Source organism: Intrasporangium oryzae NRRL B-24470, from assembly GCF_000576595.1.
Classification (GTDB): Bacteria; Actinomycetota; Actinomycetes; order Actinomycetales; family Dermatophilaceae; genus Intrasporangium_C; species Intrasporangium_C oryzae.
This window is the reverse complement of record NZ_AWSA01000060.1, coordinates 1-23,455: the sequence shown is the minus strand read 5'-3', so window position 1 is coordinate 23,455 and position 23,455 is coordinate 1. Positions and strand designations below refer to the sequence as shown.

Annotated in this window: 19 protein-coding genes; 10 read left to right on the top strand and 9 right to left on the bottom strand. The window is 72.1% G+C overall.

Annotation, left to right across the window (positions count from 1 at the left end; genetic code table 11):
* Positions 1-388 precede the first annotated feature (388 nt).
* On the bottom strand, positions 389-931 hold the full coding sequence (gene paaI, locus N865_RS18980; RefSeq protein ID WP_245603845.1) for a hydroxyphenylacetyl-CoA thioesterase PaaI: 543 nt from the start codon (positions 929-931) through the stop codon (positions 389-391).
* Entirely contained in the window at positions 928-2,220 is a 1,293-nt protein-coding gene (locus N865_RS18975) for a 3-hydroxyacyl-CoA dehydrogenase NAD-binding domain-containing protein (RefSeq protein ID WP_084328381.1), read from the bottom strand. The genes paaI and N865_RS18975 overlap by 4 nt, the downstream gene beginning before the upstream one ends.
* A gap of 115 nt (positions 2,221-2,335) precedes the next feature.
* On the opposite strand from N865_RS18975, the gene paaN reads away from it, so the two are divergent.
* Both paaN and N865_RS18965 read left to right on the top strand, forming a co-directional pair.
* Positions 2,336-4,063, top strand: a complete 1,728-nt coding sequence (gene paaN, locus N865_RS18970) for a phenylacetic acid degradation protein PaaN (protein WP_034809469.1) — start codon at positions 2,336-2,338, stop codon at positions 4,061-4,063.
* Between the two features lie 41 nt (positions 4,064-4,104).
* Positions 4,105-5,541 carry an MFS transporter gene (locus N865_RS18965; RefSeq protein ID WP_034809466.1) on the top strand — a complete coding sequence of 479 codons (1,437 nt, stop codon included), beginning with the start codon at positions 4,105-4,107 and terminating at the stop codon, positions 5,539-5,541.
* A gap of 262 nt (positions 5,542-5,803) precedes the next feature.
* Here N865_RS18965 and N865_RS18960 read toward each other — a convergent pair whose 3' ends face one another.
* From N865_RS18960 to N865_RS18950, 3 genes are all read right to left on the bottom strand, one after another.
* Complete coding sequence (locus tag N865_RS18960) at positions 5,804-6,184, bottom strand: DUF1304 domain-containing protein (RefSeq protein WP_034809463.1); 381 nt, start codon at positions 6,182-6,184, stop codon at positions 5,804-5,806.
* 128 nt (positions 6,185-6,312) lie between these two features.
* Positions 6,313-9,306: an AAA family ATPase gene (locus tag N865_RS18955; protein ID WP_034809460.1), complete on the bottom strand. Its 2,994-nt coding sequence runs from the start codon at positions 9,304-9,306 to the stop codon at positions 6,313-6,315.
* Position 9,307: 1 nt separating this feature from the next.
* On the bottom strand, positions 9,308-10,504 hold the full coding sequence (locus N865_RS18950; RefSeq protein WP_034809458.1) for an exonuclease SbcCD subunit D: 1,197 nt from the start codon (positions 10,502-10,504) through the stop codon (positions 9,308-9,310).
* Positions 10,505-10,649: 145 nt separating this feature from the next.
* Here N865_RS18950 and N865_RS18945 point away from each other — a divergent pair, with 145 nt between their 5' ends.
* Positions 10,650-11,348 (top strand): dihydrofolate reductase family protein, encoded by a 699-nt coding sequence (locus tag N865_RS18945; protein ID WP_034809457.1) that lies wholly within the window; start codon positions 10,650-10,652, stop codon positions 11,346-11,348.
* Between the two features lie 145 nt (positions 11,349-11,493).
* Here N865_RS18945 and N865_RS18940 read toward each other — a convergent pair whose 3' ends face one another.
* Positions 11,494-11,880, bottom strand: coding sequence for a phage holin family protein (locus N865_RS18940; RefSeq protein WP_034809454.1), 387 nt, complete (start codon positions 11,878-11,880; stop codon positions 11,494-11,496).
* Between the two features lie 5 nt (positions 11,881-11,885).
* Entirely contained in the window at positions 11,886-12,956 is a 1,071-nt protein-coding gene (locus N865_RS18935) for a 6-phosphofructokinase (protein WP_034809452.1), read from the bottom strand.
* A gap of 161 nt (positions 12,957-13,117) precedes the next feature.
* Between N865_RS18935 and hisC the strand changes: the two genes are divergently transcribed.
* The 3 genes from hisC (at position 13,118) to N865_RS18920 (ending at position 16,705) form a co-directional block, all read left to right on the top strand.
* Positions 13,118-14,230, top strand: a complete 1,113-nt coding sequence (hisC, locus tag N865_RS18930) for a histidinol-phosphate transaminase (protein WP_034809450.1) — start codon at positions 13,118-13,120, stop codon at positions 14,228-14,230.
* A gap of 54 nt (positions 14,231-14,284) precedes the next feature.
* A complete protein-coding gene (locus tag N865_RS18925; RefSeq protein WP_034809448.1) occupies positions 14,285-15,118 on the top strand; it encodes a hypothetical protein in 834 nt (277 codons plus the stop codon).
* Positions 15,119-15,409: 291 nt separating this feature from the next.
* Positions 15,410-16,705 (top strand): AAA family ATPase, encoded by a 1,296-nt coding sequence (locus tag N865_RS18920; RefSeq protein WP_034809474.1) that lies wholly within the window; start codon positions 15,410-15,412, stop codon positions 16,703-16,705.
* Here N865_RS18920 and N865_RS18915 read toward each other — a convergent pair.
* Complete coding sequence (locus N865_RS18915; protein ID WP_157557780.1) at positions 16,647-17,036, bottom strand: hypothetical protein; 390 nt, start codon at positions 17,034-17,036, stop codon at positions 16,647-16,649. The genes N865_RS18920 and N865_RS18915 overlap by 59 nt on opposite strands.
* Before the next feature lie 296 nt (positions 17,037-17,332).
* Between N865_RS18915 and pdhA the strand changes: the two genes are divergently transcribed.
* From pdhA to N865_RS18900, 3 genes are read left to right on the top strand one after another with little or no spacing between them, the layout of a single operon-like run.
* Positions 17,333-18,487: a pyruvate dehydrogenase (acetyl-transferring) E1 component subunit alpha gene (pdhA, locus tag N865_RS18910; protein ID WP_034809444.1), complete on the top strand. Its 1,155-nt coding sequence runs from the start codon at positions 17,333-17,335 to the stop codon at positions 18,485-18,487.
* A complete protein-coding gene (locus tag N865_RS18905) occupies positions 18,487-19,473 on the top strand; it encodes an alpha-ketoacid dehydrogenase subunit beta (protein WP_034809433.1) in 987 nt (328 codons plus the stop codon). The genes pdhA and N865_RS18905 overlap by 1 nt, the downstream gene beginning before the upstream one ends.
* Positions 19,474-19,489: 16 nt before the next feature.
* On the top strand, positions 19,490-20,974 hold the full coding sequence (locus tag N865_RS18900; RefSeq protein ID WP_034809430.1) for a dihydrolipoamide acetyltransferase family protein: 1,485 nt from the start codon (positions 19,490-19,492) through the stop codon (positions 20,972-20,974).
* Positions 20,975-21,053: 79 nt separating this feature from the next.
* Here the strand turns inward: N865_RS18900 and N865_RS18895 are convergent, their stop codons facing one another.
* A complete protein-coding gene (locus N865_RS18895; RefSeq protein ID WP_051511064.1) occupies positions 21,054-22,751 on the bottom strand; it encodes an MDR family MFS transporter in 1,698 nt (565 codons plus the stop codon).
* Positions 22,752-22,822: 71 nt separating this feature from the next.
* Between N865_RS18895 and N865_RS18890 the strand changes: the two genes are divergently transcribed.
* Positions 22,823-23,434, top strand: a complete 612-nt coding sequence (locus N865_RS18890; RefSeq protein ID WP_034809427.1) for a TetR/AcrR family transcriptional regulator — start codon at positions 22,823-22,825, stop codon at positions 23,432-23,434.
* Positions 23,435-23,455 lie beyond the last annotated feature (21 nt).

Below are 23,455 nucleotides of genomic sequence, written 5' to 3'. Positions count from 1 at the left end.
GCCGACGCCGGTCGTGGTCCCGACAACGGTCGTGGTCCCGGCGACGGTGGCCGCGGACGGGGTCGGGGTCGTTCCGGCTCCGGCGGTGACGGCCAGGCTGCCGGCACGCGCGGCGCAGGCCAGGGCCGTGGCGGTTCGGGTCGTGGCGGTTCTGGTCGCGCCGGTTCCGGTCGGGGTGCCTCGGGCGGGTCCGCGACCGTCTACTCGACCAGCACGGGCGGTGCGGCCGCCTTCTCGGCCGGCACCCGAGCCGGCACCCGTCGCCCCGGCCGCTGACCGACCCACAGCTCCGCCCCCGCCCGGGTCCCACCCCAGCCGGGTGAACGCAGCGTTCGTTCTCGCACTCAGTGCTCTAGCAGCGCGTTCGAGAACGAACGCTGCGTTCGGTTCACGGGGTGGAGGGGGAGGGGTGCTTGAGGGACCTCGACCGGCCGCGGAACTCGGCGATGATCTGGCCGTCCGACTCCCGCCGGACCGTCACGTCGGTGATGCCACTGCGGCCGTATGCCGCCCGCACCCTCGCGTCGGCGACGAGCACGTCCCCGAGCCGGCCGGGTGCGGTGAACGCGATGTCCGCCCCCGCTGCGACCGTCGTCCTGCCTCGCGAGTTGCAGGCCAGGGCGAAGCACGAGTCGGCGAGCGTGAAGATGAAGCCGCCGTGACAGATGTCGTGCCCGTTGACCATGTCGGGCCGGACCGGCATCCGCACGACCGCGTGGTCCTGCTCGAGGACGACGGCCTCCATGCCGAGGCCCCGGGAGGCCACGTCGTCGTCCCACATCCTGCGCGCGAACGCGACCCCCGACGCGGGGTCCGCCCACAGGTCGACGCGCGCCTCCGCGGCCATGTCGGCCATGTCAGCCATGCTCTCCCTGCCCGCCATGCTCGTCATGCCGGCCGTGGGGTCATCGTCGAGGTTCTGGTCGCTCATGCGATGCTCCCGTCGGTCAGGGCCGGGCTCGGCCGGTAGCGGCCGCCCGGGAACGCCGCGTCGAGCTCGGCGAGCTGCGCGGCGACGACGTCGAACCCGATCTCGCGCCCCCACGCGATCGGACCCTTCGGGTAGCGCGTGCCGAGGACCATCGCCGTGTCGACGTCCTCGGCGCTCGCCTCGCCACGTCGCACGAGGTCGACGGCCTCGTTGACGAGCATGGCGAGGGTCCGCGCGAGGGGATCCGTCGCGACCGGCCCGCCGACGAGCCGCTCGGCCAGCCCGAGATCAGGCGGCGTCTCCACGAGAGTGCCGTCAGCGGCATACGGGTAGATGCCCGAGCCCGACTTGCGACCGAGCCGGCCGCGGGCCACGAGGCTGCGCTGGAGCTCCGTCGGGGCGTAGCGGGGGTCGCGGCCGGTCTGCTCCCACACCGACGTGCCGACGGCGAGGTTGACGTCCTGGCCGATGAAGTCGGTCAGCTCGAGCGGGCCCATGGGGAAGCCGCCCTTCTCGCGGAGGATCCAGTCGACCGTCGCGGCGTCGGCGACCCCGGCCTCGACGATCCGCTGCGCCTCCCCGTAGAACGGCCGGGCGACCCGGTTGACGATGAACCCCGGCGTCGACGCGCACACCACGGGGGTCTTGCCCCACGTCCGCATGAGGCCCGTCGCGAACTCGACGTAGGCGCGCGCCGTCAGCTCGCCGTGGACGACCTCGACGAGGCGCATGCGCGTCGGCGGGTTGAAGAAGTGCAGGCCGAGGACCCGCTCGGGGTCGGTCACCTCGTCGGCGATGGCCGAGATGTCGAGGCTCGACGTGTTCGTTGCGAGGACCGTCGTCGACGGCTGCCCGAGCGCGAGCTCCGCGAACAGCCGGCGCTTGAGCTCGAGGTCCTCGGGGACGGCCTCGATGACGAGGTCGCAATCGGGGAGCGCGTCGATGGAGGCGACGGGGGTGATCCGACCCTCGATCGCGGTCGCCTCCTCCTGCGTCAGCCGGCCCCTGGCGACGAGGCGGCTCAGGCCCTCGCTCAGGCGTGCGAGCGATGCGGCGGCCGCACCCGGTGCGGCGTCGACGAGGCTGACGTCGTGGCCGGCAGCCGCCGCGACCTGGGCGATGCCGGCCCCCATGGCGCCGGCGCCGATGACGGCGACGGGGGCGACGGGCGGCGCCTCCTCCGCCGGGGCGGCCTCGCCCAGCTCGTCCGGCGTCGACGCGGTGAGCGTGGACGGCCGGCTGGTCGGGTCCGTGCGGGTCGGGTCCGTGCGGGTCGGGTCGGTGTCCATGGCGCCCATCCTGCCCCGACGACGTCGCCCTGCGGCCGCTGGGAGGGGCGTCGGAGGTCGGTCGGGAGCCCGGTCGGGCGAGGGGGCCGTCAGGCGCCGGGACTAGCATCGAGCCGTGACTGCACCGGCAACGACGCCCGCCCACCCGCTCCTCGCCGCCCACGCCGGCGTCCTCGACGAGATCCGTCAGGCCCTGGCCGAGCGCTCCTACTACTCGCGCTACCCCGAGTCGCCGAGCCCCCGCGTCTACGGCGAGTCGGCCGCCGCCGACGGGCTCGCCGCCCACGAGGCGCACCTCGGCCGGCCGTATGCCGCCCTCTCGGGTCAGCCGACCGACGGCACCTTCGTCGGGAGCGAGGTCTCCCCCTACGGTCCGGCCCTCGGCGTCACCTACCCGGCCTTCGCGGTGGAGGCGGGGCTGGCCGCGGCGAGGGCCGCGATGCCGGCGTGGCGCGACGCCGGGCCACAGGTCCGGGCCGCGGTGTGCATCGAGATCGTCGACCGGATCAACCAGCGCAGCTTCGAGATCGCCAACGCCGTCATGCACACCTCCGGGCAGCCGTTCGTCATGTCGTTTCAGGCCGGCGGCCCGCACGCGCAGGACCGGGCCATCGAGGCGGTGGCCGCCGGTCTCGTCGAGCAGGAGCGGGTCCCCGGGACCGTCGTCTGGGAGAAGCCGGGCCGCGACCGCGAGGGCAACCCCGCGCCGACCCGCATGCAGAAGGACTACCGGATCGTGCCGCGCGGAGTGGCGCTCGTCATCGGGTGCAACACGTTCCCGACGTGGAACGCCTACCCGGGCATCTTCGCCTCCCTCGTGACGGGCAACGCCGTCGTCGTCAAGCCGCACCCGCGAGCCGTCCTGCCGCTCGCCATCTCGGTCGAGGTCGCCCGGACCGTCCTCGAGGAGGCCGGCTTCGACCCCGCTCTGGTCCAGCTCGCCGCGGAGGCCGACGGCCAGGGCCTGGCCAAGACACTCGCCGAGCGCGACGAGGTCGCGATCATCGACTACACCGGTGGCCCGGGCTTCGGCGCCTGGCTCGAGCAGTCGGCTGCGGCCAACGGCAAGCTCGTCTACACCGAGAAGGCCGGCATCAACACGATCGTCGTCGACTCGACCGACGACCTGCGCGGCGTGCTCGGCAACCTCGCCTTCTCGCTCACGCTCTACTCCGGCCAGATGTGCACCGCCCCGCAGAACCTCTACGTCCCCGCCGACGGGGTCGCGACCGACGAGGGTCACCTGTCCTTCGACGAGTTCGGCGACCGGCTCGCAGCAGCCATCTCACGCCTCACGGGCGACGACGCGAAGGCCGTCGAGCTGCTCGGCGCCACCGTCAACGACCAGGTCCGCGCCAACGCCGACTCCCTCGCGGCGCTCGCCGCCGACGCCGAGGGTCGCGTCGTCCTCGACTCGCGCCGGATCGCGCACCCGGGCTGGGCCGACGCGGTCGTGCGTGCACCCGGTCTCGTGGCCGTCGACGTCGCCCGCGAGGACATCTACACGCAGGAGTGCTTCGGGCCGGTCGGGTTCCTCATCCGGACCTCGTCCACCGAGCAGTCCCTGGCCCAGCTCGCCGACACCGTTCGTGAGCACGGCGCGATGACGGCGGCGGTCTACTCGACCGACGAGAAGGTCCTCGACGCGGCCCGCGAGGCAGCGGCCGAGGCCGGGGTGGCGCTGTCCGAGAACCTGACCGGCCAGATCTTCGTCAACCAGACGGCGGCCTTCTCCGACTTCCACGGCACGGGCGCCAACCCGGCCGCCAACGCCGCCTACACCGACGCGGCCTTCGTGGCGAACCGCTTCCGCGTGATCACCTCACGTCGACACGTCGCGTGAGCCTGGGCGTGGACGTGGGCGTGGGCGGGGGAGGAGCGGCCATGGGGCCCATCGCCGAACGCAAACCGTTGCAGCGCAAGGTCATCCGCACGCTCGTCATGTCGCAGGTCCTCGCCGGACTCGGCATGGCGAGCGGCCTGTCGGTTGGGGTGCTGCTCGCCGAGAACCTCTCGGGCGCAGCGTCGCTCGCGGGGCTCGGGTCGACCGCTCAGGTGCTCGGCGGCGCGCTCATCACCATCCCCGTCGCGCGGATCATGGCCGCCCGCGGCCGTCGCGTCGGACTGCAGCTCGGCTACGTCCTCGCCCTCGCCGGGGCCGGGCTGGTCGTCACCGCCGCGGTCGTGGGGTCGTTCGCGCTCTTCATCGTGGGCATGCTCCTCCTCGGCGGCGGGACGACGAGCAACGGCCAGGCACGGTATGCCGCCGCCGACCTCGCGGCCCCCGAGCACCGTGGGCGCGACCTGTCGATCGTCGTCTGGGCGACGACGATCGGGTCGGTCCTCGGCCCCAACCTCGTCGGCCCGGGCAAGGCGTTCGCGCAGGCCATTGGCGTCCCCGAGCTCGCCGGGTCGTTCGTCTTCTCGATGGTCGGGTTCGTCCTCGCCTTCCTCGTCATCAACCGGCTGCTCCGGCCCGACCCGCTGCTGACCTCGCGGGCGCTCGACCTCGCGGAGGCGCGGGCGGCGGGTGGACGGCATACGGACGAGGTCGACGTCGTGCCGGAGACGGTGACGACACCGGCCCACGGAGCGGGGAAGCGCGCGGTCGCCGTCGAGCCCGTCGACGGGCTCGGCGGGGACGTCGACCATGGTGGGGTCCGTGAGCGCCCGGACGACGCGGTCCGTGCGGACCCGCCGGTCGACCACGACGGGTCGGTGAGTCGCGGACTGCGCGTCGTGCGCAGCAACCTCGGGGCCTTCGTCGGAATGCTGACGACGGCCCTCGGCCACGTCGTCATGGTCAGCGTCATGGTGATGACGCCGGTGCACATGGAAGACGGGCACGCTGAGCTCGAGGTCATCGGGTTCGTCATCTCGATGCACATCCTGGGGATGTTCGCGCTCTCACCCGTCATCGGCTGGGCGGTGGACCGGTGGGGCGCCAGACCGATCGCAGCCCTCGGTGGCGGCATCCTCACGGTGGCCGCGCTGCTCGCCTCCCGCTCGCAGGACGGCTGGTCGGGGCTGCTCCTGCTGGCGCTCTTCCTGCTCGGCCTCGGCTGGTCGTGCACCCTCGTGTCCGGCTCGACGATGCTCACGGCCTCCATCACCGTCGCCGAACGGCCGGCCACGCAAGGCCTGTCGGACGTGGTCATGGGCCTCATGGGCGCGCTCGGCGGTGCCTGTGCCGGCTTCGTCGTCGGCGCGTTCGGTTACTCGACCCTCGCCTCGGGCGCCGCCGTCGTCGGCGGCCTCATCATCGCCCTGGTCGTTCTGTCGCGCATCCCCGGCGGCCAGTCCGTCCCCGACCCCGCCTGACCGCGGGGCAGGACCCGCCTTCTCCGATCCCCTGGCCGGCCCGCGTGCCCCCACACCAACTCCGCCGGGGCGGAGTTGTTGGGGTGTTTCCGGCCCGGATCGCTTCGGTTTCTTCGCCCGGGTGGAGTTGCTGTGGGCGTGGGCCTGTCAGGTCCGGATCTTCTCCGCCGGGGCGGAGTTGTTGGGGTGTTTCCGGCCCGGATCGCTTCGGTTTCTTCGCCCGGGTGGAGTTGTTGTGGCGGGAGAGTCCGGGGGGTCGAGGTCAGGCCGCGAGGAAGGTGAGGAGGCCGAGGAGGGGCAGCGTGCCCTGGGTCAGCGCGGCGCGCAGGTAGCGCCGCCCTGACGTGACCAGCACGGTCGCGGCGGCGAGCATCGACCCGGTGGCGAAAAGGACCAGCGTCTTGCCGGCGGTCTCGTGCCCGGTCCACCACAGCACGAGGCCGAGGCCGGCGCCGAGGGCGAGGAAGAGGTTGTAGAAGCCCTGGTTGTAGGCCATCGGGCGGGTCACGTCCGCCGACTGCTGGTCTGCGACGCTGAAGCGCCGCCAGACCTCTGGCCGCGTCCAGGCGATGCTCTCCATCCAGAAGATGGAGACGTGGAGCAGGGCGGCCAGGCCGACGAACACGCTCGCGACGACGCTCATGTTCGCAGCCTAGAGCCGCCCGCCGCCCCCGCAAGGGCGCAGCGGCCCGTATGCCGCTCGCCCGCTGGGCCGCGAGCGGGACCTCCGCAGGCCGCCCGGGCCGTATGCCGTTGGGCGCGCCGCCGTCGTCAGGCCGTGACCCGCAGCCGGGAGGTCCGGTCGGGCTGGACGACGACCTCGATCCGGTCGGCGATGCGGGACTTGAGCTCGGACACGTGGCTGACGATGCCGACGGTACGGCCGCCCTCGCGCAGGCCCTCGAGGGTCTGCATGACGTCGTCGAGCACCTCGGGGTCGAGGGTGCCGAAACCTTCGTCGACGAACAACGTGCCGAGGTCGACCCCGCCCGACTCGGCCCGCACGACCTCCGCGAGGGCGAGCGCGAGCGACAGCGAGACGTAGAAGGTCTCGCCACCGGAGAGCGTCCCGACGTCGCGCACCTGGTTGGTGTGCAGGTCGTGGACTCGCACCCCGAGGCCGGACTTGGCGTTGCCCTTCTTGGCATCGGTGTGCTCGAGCGTGTAGCGGCCCCCGGAGAAGCGGGCCAGCTCGGTGTTGGCGGCCGCGAGCACCTCGGCGAAGCGCCGGATGAGGACGTACTTGGCGAGGTCGAGGTTGAGCTGGTTGTCGCCGTTGCCCGCGACGAGCTGGCCGACGCGCACGGCGTCGGCGGTCTCGGCGATGACGGCGGCGTTGCGCCCGAGCGCCTCGGTGACCTCGGCGGCGCGCTGGCGGGCGCGGACGACCTGGTCGTGGAGGCTGCCGAGCTCGGCCGTCGCCGACTCCATCTCGGACTTGGCCTTGCGCTCGAGGACGACCATCTGGTCGATGTCGTCGAAGAGCGCGTCGAGCTGGACGTCGGCGAGCTCGGGCCCGGACAGCCCGGCTCGGACCTCGGTCATCGCCTTCTCGAACTGCTGGATCCGGTCGGTCTGCTCGGCGATCCACTCGGGGGACCGCTCCGCCTCGGACCACTCGTCCACGCTGGCGAAGCCGAACCTGGCGAGGTCTGCATCGCGCGCGGTCTCGTCCTCGGCCACGGCAGCACTCGCGGCGGCCCGCGTGAGCAGGGCGTCGATGAGGGTGTCGATCCGGGCCGCGCCTGCGGCGAGCGCGTCGCGGCGGGCGGCGACACTCGGCTGACCGTCGCGGGCCCTCTCGACCTCGGCGGTCTCGCGGTCGATGCGGTCTGCGAGGTCGCTCGAGGTCTGCTCGAGCCGAGCGAGCTCGGCGCCGAGCGCACCCGACCGGGCACCGAGCGACTCCTCGCGCCGGCGCAGCTCCGCCAAGCGGGTCGTCCCGTGCTCGACGTCGGTGCGCGCACGGAGCGACTCGTCGAGGGCGGCGGCCGTGGCCTGCGCGACGGCGCGCGCCTCGTCGACTCCGAGCCCGTCGGCCCGGGCCGCGAGCTCGCGCACCTCTGCACGGAGCGAGGCGAGGGCGTCCGTATGCCGCTCGGCCTGCTCGCGCAGGCCTGCGACGCGCCGCTCCTCCGCCGTCACCTGCTCGGGGGTGACGGCGTCGTCGGTGGGCCGGGCCGGGGCCGGATGGTCGACGGAGCCGCACACGGGGCACGGGTCGCCCTCGCGCAGGGCGAGGCCGAGCTCGCCGGCGATGTCGTCGATGCGGGCCTGACGGAGCTGGGCCAGGCGGGCCTCTCCTGCCCGCACGGCCTGGAGCGCGGCCGTCGTCGTCTGCTCCTGGGCCTTGACGCGTTCGGACGCAGCCGCGTGCGCCGAGGCGGCCTCGAGCCGTTCGCTCGCCCGCTGCCCATCGGCGATCCGACTGTCGAGCAGGGCAGCCAGGCGCCGCGCCTCGGTGAGCGCAGCCTCGTGGGCGGCGATGGCCGAGGGCAGGGCAGCCAGCTCACTCGTCACGCTCTCGAGGGCGGTGCGGCACCGCCCGGCCTCCTCGCGACGGCGTCGCAGCTCGGCCGTGCGCGCACCGAGGTCGGCCTCGAGGGCGATGGCGCCGGTCAGCGAGCCGATCACCTCGCGTGTCGACGTCGCCGCCTCGCGCAGCAAGGCCACATCACGGTCGCGCAGGTGGGGCTCGACCCGCTCTCGCGCCGCGGCGAGCGCCGTCTCGGCCTTGCGCAGCGCGGCCTGCGACTGCGCCAGGGTCCGCATCGCGCCGGCGACGGGCCGGGCCTGCACCGCCCGCGTGACGGCCTCGCGCAGCTCGCTCATCTCGACGGCCCGCGCACCCAGGGTCTCGTCGAGCCGCTGCAGCTCCTGCAGACGCTCCCGGCGCTGCTGGCGCAGCCGGGCGTCGCCGACCATCTCGGACATCTGGCGATACTGGTCGCTTGCCTCGCGGCTGCGCTTGCGGGCATGCCGCTCTCGGGTCGTCAGCTCGTCGACGACCTGGGCCAGCTCGGCCCCGAGGGACTCGGGCGCCGTACGGCTCACCGCAACGAGGGCTTCGCGTCGCTCGACGTCGAGCCCGGCGGACACCGCGAAGGCGTGCACGGCGAGCCGGATCTCGTCGACGGCCGACTGCCGGCGGGCCTGGGCTGCGCGGCCGGCCTCGACGACCTGTTCCTGGACCTGACGGAAGAAGGCCGTGCCGAACACCTTCTCGAGCAGCTTGCCCTTGTCCTCGGACCTTGCCCGCAGGAACGTCGCGAACTCGCCCTGCGGGAGGATCACCGTCTGGACGAACTGGTCGCGGGTCAGTCCGACGGCCCGAGCGATCTCGTCGTCGCAGTCACCGATGTTGGTCGAGAGCAGGTCGCCGCCGTCGAGGTCGTCGGGGGTCGCGATCCGCCAGAGCTTGACGCTCGGCTGCTGGGTCGTCGTCCCCTCGCCGCGGGACTTGGGTCGCTCGAACCGAGGCGTCCGCTGGACGCGGTAGATCCCCGACTGCGTCTCGAAGACGAGCGTCACGACCGGGACCGTGCGGGGGTCTGCGTGGTGGGAGTGGATGCGCTCGACGTCGGCCGAGGCCTGCGCGACCTTGCCGTAGAGCGCGAAGGTGATCGCGTCGATGATGGTCGACTTGCCCGAGCCGGTCGGCCCCTCGAGCAGGAAGAGGCCGGCGCGCCCGACGGTGGAGAAGTCGATGACTTCGGTGCCGGCATACGGCCCGATCGCCGTCATGGTCAGGTGGTGGAGCTGCACGTCAGGCCACCTCTCCCGCCTCGGCGCGCCGCTCGGCCGCGAGAGCGGCCTCGTAGCCGGCGGTGAAGACGTCGATCTCGCCGGGGCTCGGCTCGGTCTTGGTGACGTAGGCGATGAAGTCGGTGCCGAGCTCGCGCGGGTCGCGCTCGCTCACCACGGTCGTCCCGCCGCGCCCGCGGTCGATGGCACCCTCCGGCTCGTGGAAGACCTGCAGTGCATGGGGGAAGCGGGAGGTGATGCGGTCCATGAGTGAGTCGGGCCGGACACGGTCGGTCACCGTCACCCGCACCCAGCTGTCCTCGTGGACCGTGTGCTCGGGATGCTCGAGCAGGTCGTCGAGACGCCCGCGCAGGCTCGCCATCGGCCGCGGCTGGGGGATCTCGACCGGCGTGACGGCGACGTCACCCTCGGCCCGGACGTCGACGAGGAGGACGACCTTGGACTGGTCCTGCTCGGAGAAGGAGTAGCGCAGGGGCGAGCCGGAGTAGCGCACGACGGAACCGTCGGCCGACTCGGGCGCCTGTGGACCGTGCAGGTGACCGAGTGCGGCGTAGTCGAGCCCGGCGAAGGCGGTCCCGGCGACCCGGTCGACGCCGCCGACCATGATCGAGCGCTCTGAGTCGCTCGGCTCCGCACCGGCGACGAACGCGTGCGCGACCACGACGCTGCGCACGCCCGACCGCCCCGCGAGGTCCTCCCGGATCCGGTCGCAGGCGGCGCTCACGACGGCCTGGTGCGAGCGCGGCAGCGGCTCCCCGCCCCGGGCCAGCGCAACTCGCGCATGGTCGGGGTCGAGGTAGGGGATGCCGTAGACGGCCGCCCGCACCCCGTCGCTGCCGTCGACGAGGACGGGCAGGTCGATGAGCGACAGGTCGGTGATCATCCGGATGCGGTCGCGGAAGAGCCCGGCGCCGTAGCCGAGCCGGATCGCCGAGTCGTGGTTGCCCGACGTCACGACGACGGTCGTCACCTCGGCGAGCCGGCTGAGGGTCCACTCGAACAGGCGGACCGACTCGACCGGCGGCACCCCCCGGTCGTAGACGTCGCCGGCGACGAGCACCGCGTCGATCGGCACCCCGTCGGGCGGGCTCTCGACGAGCTCGCAGATGCGGTCGAGGACGGCCGCCTGCGCCTCGTGGAGGTTGACCCCGTGGAGGGTCCGCCCGAGGTGCCAGTCGGAGGTGTGGAGCAACCGCATGGGACGACCGTAGGCCGCGCCGCCGACACCCCTCCAGCCGACACCCCGGGACACCGAAACCCCGGAGGAGCGCTGTCGCCGGGCGGGGGGTGCGCGACGGGACCGGGAGGGGACCGGTGTCGGTGCCCGCGCCTACCGTGGCCGCATGGCCCGACCACACGTCGTCGTCTACAACGAGATCAGCATCGACGGTCGGATCGTGGGGTTCGACCTCGATCCCGGCCGCTACTACCGGCGCGGCTTCCGGTGGCACAGCGACGCGATCCTCATGGGCAGCGTCACCGCGCAGGCCTTCGGGCCACCCGAGCCGGTCGAGGACCAGGCGCTCGTCCTGCCGAGCCCGCCCCGGGTGCCGGTGTACCCGGGCTTCGAGGACCTCGTGTACGAGCCCCGTCCGCTCCTCGTCGTCCCCGACAGCAAGGGCGCGGTCCGCAACTGGATCCACGCGCTCGCCGAGCCGTGGTACCGCTCGATCGTCGTGCTCGTGTCCAGGTCCACCCCGGGCGACTACATCGACTACCTCGACCGGAGGGGCATCGAGCACGTGGTCTCGGGCGACGAGCGGGTCGACCTCGCCTCCGCGCTCGCGACGCTCGCCGAACGGCACGGGGTCGCGTCCGTGCGGACCGACTCCGGCGGGGCGCTCAACGGGGCCCTGATCGCAGCGGGCCTCGTCGACGAGGTCGCGCTCATCCTCAACCCGCACGTGTCGGGACGGCCCGAAGGCCAGTCCGTCGTGAGGTTGCCGCGCCCGATGGGTGACGGCGGCATCCCGCTCGCGCTCGTCGAGCTCGAGCGACTCGACGACGACAGCCTGTGGCTGCGCTACGCCGTCCAGCCGTGAGGCGACCGGGCCACGGGGGGCGGCCGTCCATGGCCCGTATGCCGCCCGCACCGTCCCGGCGCGGGCGCGGCTCCCGGGTCGCCCGAGAAGGCACCGAGCCCGCCTCCACGGGGAAGCGGGCTCAGCGGCATACGGACGGGTCGGGTCAGTCCCGGGGGTTGAAGAAGCCGAGGATCATCGAGACGAACGTGATGATGAGCGAGCCGAGGATCGCGTCCCAGAAGAACTCGTTGACGTGGAAGGCGAGGTTGAACTGGCCGGCCACCCACGAGGTCAACTGGAGCATCAGGGCGTTGAGGATGAAGAAGAAGAGCCCGAGCGTGATGATGATGAACGGCACGGAGAAGAACGTGGCGATCGGCTTCACGAAGGCATTGATGATGCCGAAGATCAGCGCGACGAGGAAGACCGTCCAGACGGTGTCCCAGGTGCTGTGACCCGTTGTGCCGAAAGTGATTCCGGGGACCGCCCACGCGGCGATCCACAACGCGATGCCGTTGATGACGGTCTTGATTGCGAAGTTCGCGAGCATGCGCGTCAGTCTTCCACGCGCGCCCCGGGATGCACGTCACCCGGAAGGCGTGGCTGGAACATCGTGTTGAGCCGCAGCAGGTCGGGGTCGACCATCTTGAGCCCGCCGATCGCGTCGGCGATCGGGACGCGCTCGATCCGGCCCTGCTGCAGGGCGACCATCTGGCCCCACGCGCCGTCGAGCGCCGCCTCGACGGCGGCCACGCCGAAGCGGGTGCCGAGCATCCGGTCGAAGGCGACGGGCGACCCGCCGCGCTGGACGTGACCGAGCGCGGTGGTGCGGCTCTCGATCCCGGTGCGCCCGAAGATCTCGCGGGCGAGGATCTGGCCGATGCCGCCGAGGATCTGGTGGCCGTAGACGTCGACCTCGGGCGCCGGGATCTCGAACGTGCCTGGCTTGGGCAGGGCACCCTCGGCGACGACGACGATCGTCGCGTAGCGGCCCTTGCGGTGGCGCCCGACGATGCGCTCGCACACCTCGTCGATGTCGAAGGGCTCCTCGGGGGTCAGCGTGATCGCGGCGCCGCCGGCGAGGCCGGACCAGATCGCGATGTGGCCGACGTGACGGCCCATGACCTCGACGACGAGGACGCGGTGGTGGGACTCGGCCGTCGTGTGCAGGCGGTCGATGGCGTCGGTGCAGATCTGGACGGCCGTCTGGAACCCGAACGTCATCTCGGTCAGCCGGATGTCGTTGTCGATCGTCTTGGGCACGCCGATGACGGGGAAGCCGTTCTCGTGGAGGCGGTTGACGACGCCCATCGAGCCCTCGCCGCCGATGCCGATGATCGCGTCGAGGCCGTGCCGGTCGTAGGCCTTGCGCACGAGCTTGAGGCCGTCCTCGCGCGAGAAGGGCTGGTCACGGGACGTGCCGAGGATCGTGCCGCCCTTGGGGAGGATGCCGCGGCAGATCTCGACGTCGAGCGGCTCGTAGTCGTCTTCCATGACACCGCGCCAGGCATTGCGGAAGCCGATGACGGTGCTGTCGTAGGTGACCTCGGAGGCGCGGACCGCGCCGCGGATGACGGCGTTGAGGCCGGGGCAGTCCCCGCCTCCCGTGAGGATGCCGATGCGCATGAAGAACGTCTTTCAGTGAGATGACACGGAAAAAGTCGGGACGACACTGGCGCGACGGTGTGAGCCTAGCCACAGGTGCCGTATGCCGTCAGGCCATCGTCCACTGCGCGGGCAGCCCCGGGGGCCGGGGCGTCCTGACGACTTCGGAATAGAGTGCGGACATGAGCGACGACGCGGCGGCGAGGACAGGGACGAGCGAGGCGAGCCGAGTGCGACTGCGGTCGGTGCTCGCGCAGATGCCCGACTACAAGCCGGGCAAACCGGCGTCGGCACCTGCGGGCGTCACGGCATACAAGCTGTCGTCCAACGAGAACCCCTTCGGCCCGCTCCCGTCGGTCGTCGCCGCGATCACCGACGCCGCGTCGACGGTCAACCGCTACCCCGACATGGCGGTCACGGCGTTGACGCAGCGGCTCGCCCGCGCCCTCGACGTCCCGGCCGAGTGCCTCGCGCTCGGCACCGGCTCGGTCGCCGTCCTCTCGCAGATCGTCAGCGCCGCCTGCGACGCCGGGGACGAGGTCGTCTTCGCGTGGCGCTCCTTCGAGGCCTACCCGATCGTCGCCCAGCTGGCCGGCGCCAAGCCCGTCATGGTCGGGCTCGACGCCGACCAGCGGCACCGGCTCGACGCGATGTTCGCCGCGGTCACCGACCGGACGCGGGTCATCCTCATCTGCACGCCCAACAACCCGACCGGCCCGTGCGTCCACGCCGCCGAGCTCGACGCCTTCCTCGACAGGGTGCCGAGCGACGTCCTCGTCGTCGTCGACGAGGCCTACGTCGAGTTCGTCCGCGATCCCGAGGCCGTCCGCGGGCTCGAGGTCTGGCGCGAGCGCCCCAACGTCGTCGTCCTGCGGACCTTCTCGAAGGCCTACGGCCTCGCCGGACTGCGGGTCGGGTATGCCGTCGCCCACCCTCCCGTGGCCGCCGCCCTCCGCAAGACGGCCACCCCGTTCGGGGTCAACTCGCTCGCCCAGGTCGCCGCGATCGCCTCGCTCGACGCCTTCGACGAGCTGAACGAGCGCGTCGAGTCCCTCGTCGCCGAGCGCGACCGGGTGTCGCTGGCGCTCGCCGACCAGGGCTGGAAGCTCCCGCAGTCCGACGCGAACTTCGTCTACTTCCCGCTCGGCGCCGAGTCCGGTGACTTCGCGCGCGCGTGCGAGGAGGCCGGCCTCATGGTCAGGCAGTACGGCGACGACGGGGTCCGCGTCACGATCGGCGAGACCGAGGCCAACACCCGCCTCATCGCGGTGGCAGAGGAGTTCGGCGCCCGCTGACAGGGCGGTCGACCCGGGCCGTCGTCCGGGCGAGGTCCGACGTGAGGGGCCGAGATGAAGGTGCCGTGGGAACGGCTCGGCGTGGCGGTTGCGGGGCTCGGTGGTCTGGCCCTGGCCGTGCCGACGATCGGGTCGCCGACCTGGCGGATGGCCGTGTCCGACCCCGGTCGCGGTGCGGTGCTCGCGACGCAGACCACGTGGAGCTGGGGCAAGGTCGTCGTCACGGGTCGGGTGACCGGCGAGGTGGTGAGCGAGACCGTGGTGACGAACGTCCCGGGGCTCGTGGGTCTCGTAGGCATGCTCGTCGTCGGGTTCGTCGGGCTCGTGCTGTGGGTGGTGCTGCCGGGTGTGCGGGGTGCCGTCGCCGGTCTGGTCGGGGGCGCGGTCGCGGCGAGCGCCCTCGTGACGGCGACCCTGCAGCGGCTCGGGCAGGCGGCCCGGGTGGACGCCTACCGGACGACCGGGCTCGACGTGCGGTCCTATCCCCAGTCAGCGGCCGTCTACGAGACGCTGTCAGCGCTTGTGCTCGTCGCGACCCTTGCCGCGGTGGCCTGGATGACGCTGCATTCCGGGAGCGGCCCTAGCGCCCCGGCGCCGGTCCTCGGGTCGCGCGCGACGGCAACTGCTGATTCCGAGATGGCCGGCTCCGAGATGGCCGGCTCCGAGGTGGCCGGCTCCGAGGGGGCCGGTTCGGTGGGGGCGGCCGGTTCGGAGGGGGCTGATTCCGGGGCCGGCGGGGCGGAGCGATCCGTCGTCGACGGGCCGGCCGGTGCCGCGCGCCTCGAACCGCGTGACCGAACGCGACACCTGAGCGGTGAGGCCGTCTCCTTCTCCGAAGCTCCGCGACCGGACCCCTCCGAGCCCCCGCACCCCGATCCCGACCGCTGACCAGGCCTGGAGCACGCACCCAGACCTCGGACGCCGAGACCCGCGAGCTGATCCGCAGGTTGATCGGCGCCGTGATCACGGCTGCCCATCAACCTGCGGATCAGTTGGCGTCTCGTGCTTCTGGGGCAACAACGAATGCGAGTTGATGTGCAGGGAGATTCGCGGGCGGGCACGCTGCGGATCACGTTGCTGATCACCTTGCGGATCATCGTGCATGCGATGCGGTGTGGACCGACCCGGAGCGGGACCAGACCGCCGCGCGGTGTCAGCCCGGCGGCATACGGTCGGGTCATGCTCACGTGTGTCGCCGTCTCGGGGTACCGGTCGCTGCGTGACGTCGTCGTGCCGCTCCACGGCCTCGACGTCGTCGTCGGGGCCAACGGCAGCGGCAAGTCGAGCCTCTACCGCGCGCTGCGCCTCCTCGCCGGCTGCGGCCGCGGCGACGTCATCGGCACGCTCGCCCGCGAGGGCGGGCTCCAGTCGGCTCTCTGGGCGGGGCCGGCGACCCTCGGCGGCGCACGCAAGGAGGGGTATGCCGTCCAGGGCACGACGCGCAAGGGCCCGGTCAGCCTCCTGCTGGGGTTCGCGTCCGACGAGCTCGGCTATCTCGTCGACCTGGGCCTCCCGCAGCAGGCGAGCGGCGTCGACGCCGCGCCGTCGGCCTTCCTCCGCGACCCGGAGATCAAGCGCGAGATCGTCTGGGCGGGGCCGGTCATGCGGCCGTCCACCGTCCTCGTCCGGCGGCGCTGGTCCGTCGTCGAGACCCGTTCGACCGGGTCCGAGGCGGGCTGGGACGACGCTTGGGACGCCTCGGACGACGCCTGGGAGTCCGACCCCGAGCCGGCTCGCCGTGGCGGCGGCCGGAGCGGCTGGACGGAGCTGAGCCGGTCGCTCCGCCCGTGGGAGAGCATGCTGACCGAGCTCGCCGACCCCGAGCGGGCGCCAGAGCTCATCGCGGTGCGGAGGCTGATCCGCGGCTGGCGCTTCTACGACGGGTTCCGGGCCGACGCGGACGCCCCGGCCCGGCGCTCGCAGGTCGGCACCCGCACCCCGGTCCTCGCCGACGACGGTGCCGACCTTGCCGCCGCCCTCCAGACGATCCGCGAGAACGGCCGCAGCCAGCTCGACGCCGCGGTCGCCGACGCGTTCGACGGGGCGCGGCTCGACATCGCCGTCACCGACGGGCGGTTCGACGTCCAGCTCCACCAGCCGGGGATGCTCCGCCCGCTCTCGGGGGCTGAGCTGTCCGACGGGACGCTGCGCTACCTGCTCTGGGTCGCGGCCCTCCTCACGGCCGACCCGCCGCCCTTCATGGTCCTCAACGAGCCCGAGACGTCCCTGCACCCCGACCTGCTCGGCCCGCTCGCGCGTCTCATCCGGGCGGCCGCCGAGCGCAGCCAGGTCATGGTCGTCTCCCACTCCGAGGCGCTCATCCGTGAGCTGGACGTGACCGACGACGACGGTGCGCCCGTCGGCCTCGGCTCGCCCGCCCGTTCCCTCACGCTCGCCAAAGACCTCGGCGAGACCGTCATCGAGGGCCAGGGCCTGCTGACGACGCCGCCCTGGAGCTGGGGTTCGCGGCGCTGAGGACCCGTCGCACCTTGGCCGTGAGGACGTTCAGGTAGGCCGAGGACGCGAGGGCGGTGACGGCAAGGACGATGATGAACCAGTCGAACCCACCCCAGATCTCGGGGAAGCCGATGGCCAGGATGAGCAGGGCGAGCGACAGCAAGGTGCCGGGGACCGACCGGGACGGGTAGAGATGCGCCCAGGCGCGTGCCGTTCCGAGGGTCTCCGCATCCGCATGCGGCCGCTCGCCCCTCAGCGCCGCCCTGAGCACGACGTCGCGGGTCGCGAGCGGCAGGCGCTTCCACGCCTTGCGCACCGCGCGGCTGTCGACCGTCCCTGCTGCTGACACGTTCGTCCCCTGTCGTGAGCTCGGACGCATGGTGCCACACACGAGCGATCGACGCCGGGTGAGCGGCATCCGTCGGCCTACGTATGCCGCTGGAGGGTGACCGTGCCCACGTCGAGAGGTCGTCCGTCCCGCATTGTGAGATTCTCGGGATGCTCCGGTACGTTGCTGCCGAGGACCCGTATGTGTTCGTCGTCACCCCGGCGTGCACTGCCCCCACCCAACAGCCGACGAGCGGGAGACCCCCGGTCGCGGGCCGAACGAGTAGGCCGGTCTCCATGGCTGGCGAAGGAGCCCCAGTGAGCGACAAGGTTGTCGCCGAGCTGCACCAGCCGACCCCCGAGGTCGGCGACGGTGGCCCGGACATGATCCAGCTGCTGACCCCGGAGGGTCAGCGCGTGTCCCATCCCGACTACGACCAGTACGTCGCGGACCTGACCGCTGAGGACCTGCGGAGCTTCTACCGCGACCTCGTCCTCATCCGCCGGCTCGACGCGGAGGGCTACGCGCTCCAGCGTCAGGGCGAGCTCGGCCTGTGGCCGAGCCTCCTCGGCCAGGAGGCCGCGCAGGTCGGCAGCGGTCGCGCGCTCAAGCCGCACGACTTCGTCTTCCCGACCTACCGCGAGCACGGCGTCGGCTTCGTCCGTGGCATGGACCCGCAGAGCTCGCTCCAGCTCTTCCGCGGTGTCAGCCAGGGCGGCTGGGACCCGACCGAGCACAACTTCCACCTCTACACGATCGTCATCGGCGCCCAGACCCTCCACGCGACGGGCTATGCCATGGGCGTGAAGATGGACGGCAACGTCGGCACCGGAGACCCCGACCGCGACACGGCCGTCATCTGCTACTTCGGCGACGGCGCCTCCTCGCAGGGTGACGTCAACGAGGCGTTCGTCTACGCGGCGTCCTTCGATGCCCCGGTCGTCTTCTTCTGCCAGAACAACCAGTGGGCCATCTCCGAGCCGGTCACCAAGCAGACCCGCATCCCGCTCTTCCAGCGCGCGCGGGGCTTCGGGTTCCCCGGCGTCCGCGTCGACGGCAACGACGTCCTCGCGACGTATGCCGTGACGAAGCACTGCCTCGACGAGGCCCGCAACGGCAACGGCCCGCTCCTCATCGAGGCCTACACCTACCGCATGGGTGCGCACACGACCGCCGACGACCCGACGAAGTACCGCGTCTCGGCCGAGGTCGAGCAGTGGAAGTTCCGCGACCCGATCCTGCGCCTCAAGACCTACCTCGCCCATGAGGGCATGGCCGACGACGCGTTCTTCACGCAGGTCGACGAGGAGGCCGACGGCTTCGCGGCCGAGCTCCGCGAGGGCTGCATCACGATGGAGACGATGGCCGGCGAGACGATGTGGGACCACGTCTACGCCGAGGACCACCCCGTCATGGAGGCGGAGCGTGCCGCCTTCCTCGCCTACAAGGCGAGCTTCGAGGAGGCGAACTGATGGCACTCGAGAAGGTCACCCTCGGCAAGAGCCTGACCAACGGCATGCGCAAGGCGATGGACCGCGACCCCAAGGTCGTGCTCATCGGTGAGGACATCGGCAAGCTCGGCGGCGTCTTCCGCATCACCGAGGGCCTGCAGAAGGACTTCGGCGAGGAGCGCGTCATCGACAGCCCGCTCGCCGAGTCGGGCATCGTCGGCACGGCGGTCGGCATGGCGCTGCGCGGCTACCGCCCCGTCTGCGAGATCCAGTTCGACGGCTTCGTCTACCCGGCGTTCGACCAGATCGTCTGCCAGGTCGCCAAGCTCCACGCCCGGGCCCTCGGCGCGGTCAAGATCCCGATGGTCATCCGCATCCCCTTCGGCGGCGGCATCGGCAGTCCCGAGCACCACTCGGAGAGCCCCGAGGCCTACTTCGCCCACACGGCGGGCCTGCGCGTCGTCGCGTGCTCCAACCCCGAGGACGCCCACTGGATGATCCAGCAGGCGATCGAGTGCGACGACCCGGTCATCTTCTTCGAGCCGAAGCGCCGCTACCACGACCGCGCTGAGTACGACACCGACGCGACCTCTGCCCCGCGCGGCCTCTTCGAGGCCAACATCGTGCGCCCCGGCACCGACGTGACGCTGCTCGGCTACGGGCCCGTCGTCAAGACGATGGTCGAGGCCGCCGCGGCGGCCGAGGCGGAGGGGACCTCGATCGAGGTCATCGACCTGCGCTCGCTCTCCCCGCTGCCGATCGACACGATCGTCGAGTCCGTCCGCAGGACCGGTCGGCTCGTCGTCGTCCATGAGGCGAGCAGCTTCCTCGGCATGGCCTCCGAGATCTCGGCCCAGGTCACCGAGCGCTGCTTCTACGAGCTCGAGGCCCCGGTCATCCGGGTCGCCGGCGCCAACATCCCGTATCCGCCGAGCCGGATGGAGGAGGACTTCCTCCCCGACCTCGACCGGATCCTCGACGGCGTCGACCGCGCGCTCGCCTACTGATCGGAGCCTGAGACACATGGCAATCAAGACGTTCAACCTGCCCGACCCGGGCGAGGGTCTCGTCGAGGCCGAGATCGTCGAGTGGAAGGTCGCCGTCGGCGACACCGTCAAGGTCAACGACATCGTCCTCGAGATCGAGACGGCGAAGTCGCTCGTCGAGCTGCCCATCCCGTGGTCCGGGACCGTCGAGCAGATCCTCGTCGAGGTCGGCCAGACGGTCGATGTCGGCACCCCGATCATCGCGATCAACGACGGGCTTCCCGGCGGCGAGGCCCCCGCGGCTCCGGCGGCCACAGCGCCGTCGATCCCCGGCGAGCGGGCCGAGCCCACCGCCGGACAGGAGGCCATCCTCGTCGGCTACGGCGCGAAGGCGGGCGCCACGGCCCGCCGCCCTCGTAAGGCCGTGAGCGGTATGCCGTCGGGCTCGGCCCCGTCCTCGACGCCCGCTCCCGCTCCGGCGCCGTCCACCCCGGCCCCCGCCCCCGCCCCGGTGGCTCCGGCTCCGGTGGCCGCAGCATCGGCCCCGGCTCCGGCCGTGAACGGCCACACCGGCGTGACGTCCTCCCGGCCCAAGGCCAAGCCCCCGGTCCGCAAGCTCGCCAAGGACCTCGGCGTCGACCTCTCGACGGTCGCCCCGACCGGTCCGGACGGCATCATCACGCGCGACGACGTCACGGCGCACGCGGCGGGTTCGACTGCGCCGCAGGCTGACTGGGCTGTCTCCGCCGAGGCCGGCTCAGCGGCATACGCGCCGGTGGCTCCAGCCGCGGCGTTCGGCACGGGGGAGCGCGAGGTCCGCACCCCGATCAAGGGTGTCCGCAAGATGACGGCGCAGGCCATGGTCGGTTCGGCGTTCACCGCCCCGCACGTCACCGAGTGGATCACCCTCGACGTGACGAAGACGATGGAGCTCGTCGAGCGGCTCAAGGCCGACCGCGAGTTCCGTGACGTCAAGGTGACCCCGCTCCTCGTCCTCGCCCGCGCGCTCGTCATCGCGATCAAGCGCAACCCGGGCATGAACGCGACGTGGGACGAGGCCAACCAGGAGATCGTCCAGAAGAACTACGTCAACCTCGGCATCGCCGCGGCGACCCCGCGTGGCCTGATCGTCCCCAACATCAAGGACGCCCACGCCATGACGATGCTCGAGCTGGCGCAGGCCATCGGCTCGCTGACGGCGACGGCCCGTGAGGGTCGCACCCAGCCGGCCGAGATGGCCGGCGGCACGATGACGATCACCAACGTCGGCGTCTTCGGCGTCGACAGCGGCACGCCGATCATCAACCCGGGCGAGAGCGCGATCGTCTGCTTCGGCGCGATCCGCAAGCAGCCGTGGGTCGTCACCGACGCGGACGGCAACGACGAGATCGCGATCCGCCACGTGACGCAGCTCGCGGTGAGCTTCGACCACCGGCTCATCGACGGCGAGCTCGGCAGCCGGTTCCTCGCCGACCTCGCAGCGATCCTCGAGGACCCGAGCCGGGGACTCGTCTGGGGCTGACCAGGAGACGACAGAGTCGAGGCGTTCCGGGACCTGGCCAGGTCCAGGAACGCCTCGACTCTTCTCAGGCGGCGACGGGTCAGGGGCGCCCGGCCGGGACCCGCCGGTCCCGCTCGTCGCCGGGCGAGGACTGGGCCATCGTGTCGAGCAGCTCGTGTCCCGCCTCCTCGGCCGCGGCCTCGACCGGGTGGTCGACGGGGTGCTCCGCCTTGTCGGCGGCGTGGACCGTATCGCGCAGCGGCACCTCGGGGATGAAGAGGGTCGCGAGCAGCGCGAGCGCGAAGGGCACGAGGCCCCAGACGAAGACCGAGTGGAGCGAGTCGGCCAGCCCCTGCTGGACGGCGTGCGCGACCGCCGGCGGCAGCTTCGCGAGCGCGGCGGGGTCGAGGACCGAGCCGGCGCTGAGGTGTGCGCCGGAGCCGGCCATCTGCTCCCGGGCCGCGGCAGGCAGGTGCGAGGCGATGTTGGTGGCCAGGCCGCTCGTCATGATCGTGCCGAACACCGCGATGCCGACGGTCGACCCGACGTTGCGGAAGAACTGCGTCGACGCGGTCGCGACCCCGAGGTCGGCTCGGGCCGAGGCGTTCTGGACGACGAGCGTGTAGACCTGCAGGGCCATGCCGAGGCCGATGCCGAACACGATCATCGCGAGGGTGAGCTCGCCCTGGCTGGCGCCGTAGTCGAGACGGATGAGCAGCCAGAAGCCGACGCCCATGATGAGCACCCCGAGGATGGTCTGGAGCTTGTAGCGCCCGGTCCGCGTGATGACGAGGCCGCTGAGGATCGACAGGCCGATCATCGCGACCGACATCGGCATGAGGATGAGGCCGGAGTTCGTGGCCGAGACGCCGAGCACGCCCTGGGCGTAGACCGGCATGTAGATCATCGCGCCGAACATCATGACCGAGACCATGAAGCTCGCGATGTTGGAGGCCGTGAAGATCCGGTTGCGGAAGAGCCGCAGCGGGATGACCGGCTCGACGGCACGGCGCTCGACGAGGACGAAGAGGACGAGCGCGACGAGGCCGACGGCGTACATCGTCAGGATCTCGGGCGAGCTCCACGCCCACGTCGTGCCCCCGAGCGAGGTCGCCGTGAGCAGGAGGATGAGGCTCACCGACAGCAGGGCGATGCCGGCCTTGTCGATGATGACCTCGCGGTCGACGTGCTCGAGGTGGAGGAACCGCTGGATGCCCGCGAACGCCGCGGCGCCGACGGGCAGGGTGATGAAGAAGAGCCAGCGCCAGCCGAAGTGGTCGGTGACGAAGCCGCCGACGAGCGGGCCGGCGATGGAGGACAGGCCGAAGATGCCGCCCATGAGCCCCTGGTACTTCCCGCGCTGACGCGGCGGGATGATGTCGCCGATGATCGTCTGCGAGAGCGGCATGAGCGTGCCCATGCCGAGGCCCTGGACGGCCCGGGCGACGACGAGGACCCAGAAGTTGGGGGCGAGGCCGGCGATGATGCTGCCGGCCATGAAGACGAGGATGCCGCCGAGGTAGAAGCCGCGCCGGCCGTAGATGTCGGAGAGCTTTCCGACGATCGGGACGCTGATCGCGCTGACGAGCATCGCGGCGGTGGCGAGCCAGGAGTAGTGCTCCATGCCGCCGAGCTCGGCGACGATGCGCGGCATGGCCGGGCTGACGATGGTCTGGCTGATCGAGGCGACGAGCATGCCGAGCATGAGGGCGCCGAAGATGCGTCTGGCCTGTGGGTCGAGCCCGGTCTCCGCACTCGGTGCCTCGAGGTCGGTCGTGGCAGGTGAGGTGGTTGGCATTCCTCCACGGTACGCCGAACTTGCAGTCTCTGCAACTTTGCAGTCACTGCATGCCGGAGTAGGATGAACCCATGAGCACCGTCACCGAGGACTGCGGCCTGCGCGAGCGCAAGAAGCGCGAGACGCGGTCCGCGATCCACCGCGCGGCCCTCGACCTCGTCGAGGAGAAGGGGTATGCCGCCGTCACGACCGACGCCATCGCCGCTCGCGCGGGCGTCAGCGCGCGGACCTTCTTCAACTACTACCCCTCCAAGGACGCGGCCGTGCTCGGCACCCGGCCCGAGGACCTCGACCAGGTGGCCGCCCGGATCGAGACGCAGCCCGCCGACGAGACGCCGCTCGACTGCCTCAGGGTCGCGATCCTCGACCTCCTCGCTCCCTCGACCCTCGACCGCGCCCTGCGTGCCCAGCGCCGGCGGGTCCTCCTCGGCGAGCCGGCCCTCGCTCCGGCCATGATCGGCAACAACATTCGGGTCGAGAACGCCCTCACCGCGGCGCTGGAGCGCCGCCTGGGCGTCGCTCCCGGCGCCGCCCTCGAGCCGCGCCTCACCGTGGCGGCCTCCCTGGCCGCCGTCCGCGCCTGCATCGAGCACCACCACGGCAGCTCCGGCGGACGCGACGGGCGCGACCTCAACGCCTCGATCGAGCGTGCCTTCGACCTGCTGGCCGCCGGTCTGCGCTGACGTGGCCGCCGCGGGCCGCCG

What these genes read in the sequence shown, in the direction of transcription:
- N865_RS18940 (WP_034809454.1), bottom strand. Translation starts at nt 11,880, where the DNA reads ATGCTCGCGAACTTCGCAATCAAGACCGTCATCAACGGCATCGCGTTG.
- N865_RS18965 (WP_034809466.1), top strand. Translation starts at nt 4,105, where the DNA reads ATGGGGCCCATCGCCGAACGCAAACCGTTGCAGCGCAAGGTCATCCGC.
- N865_RS18925 (WP_034809448.1), top strand. Translation starts at nt 14,285, where the DNA reads ATGAAGGTGCCGTGGGAACGGCTCGGCGTGGCGGTTGCGGGGCTCGGT.
- N865_RS18945 (WP_034809457.1), top strand. Translation starts at nt 10,650, where the DNA reads ATGGCCCGACCACACGTCGTCGTCTACAACGAGATCAGCATCGACGGT.
- N865_RS18935 (WP_034809452.1), bottom strand. Translation starts at nt 12,956, where the DNA reads ATGCGCATCGGCATCCTCACGGGAGGCGGGGACTGCCCCGGCCTCAAC.
- N865_RS18975 (WP_084328381.1), bottom strand. Translation starts at nt 2,220, where the DNA reads ATGGACACCGACCCGACCCGCACGGACCCGACCCGCACGGACCCGACC.
- N865_RS18905 (WP_034809433.1), top strand. Translation starts at nt 18,487, where the DNA reads ATGGCACTCGAGAAGGTCACCCTCGGCAAGAGCCTGACCAACGGCATG.
- N865_RS18950 (WP_034809458.1), bottom strand. Translation starts at nt 10,504, where the DNA reads ATGCGGTTGCTCCACACCTCCGACTGGCACCTCGGGCGGACCCTCCAC.
- N865_RS18920 (WP_034809474.1), top strand. Translation starts at nt 15,410, where the DNA reads ATGCTCACGTGTGTCGCCGTCTCGGGGTACCGGTCGCTGCGTGACGTC.
- paaI (WP_245603845.1), bottom strand. Translation starts at nt 931, where the DNA reads ATGAGCGACCAGAACCTCGACGATGACCCCACGGCCGGCATGACGAGC.
- N865_RS18960 (WP_034809463.1), bottom strand. Translation starts at nt 6,184, where the DNA reads ATGAGCGTCGTCGCGAGCGTGTTCGTCGGCCTGGCCGCCCTGCTCCAC.
- N865_RS18890 (WP_034809427.1), top strand. Translation starts at nt 22,823, where the DNA reads ATGAGCACCGTCACCGAGGACTGCGGCCTGCGCGAGCGCAAGAAGCGC.
- N865_RS18895 (WP_051511064.1), bottom strand. Translation starts at nt 22,751, where the DNA reads ATGCCAACCACCTCACCTGCCACGACCGACCTCGAGGCACCGAGTGCG.
- hisC (WP_034809450.1), top strand. Translation starts at nt 13,118, where the DNA reads ATGAGCGACGACGCGGCGGCGAGGACAGGGACGAGCGAGGCGAGCCGA.
- N865_RS18900 (WP_034809430.1), top strand. Translation starts at nt 19,490, where the DNA reads ATGGCAATCAAGACGTTCAACCTGCCCGACCCGGGCGAGGGTCTCGTC.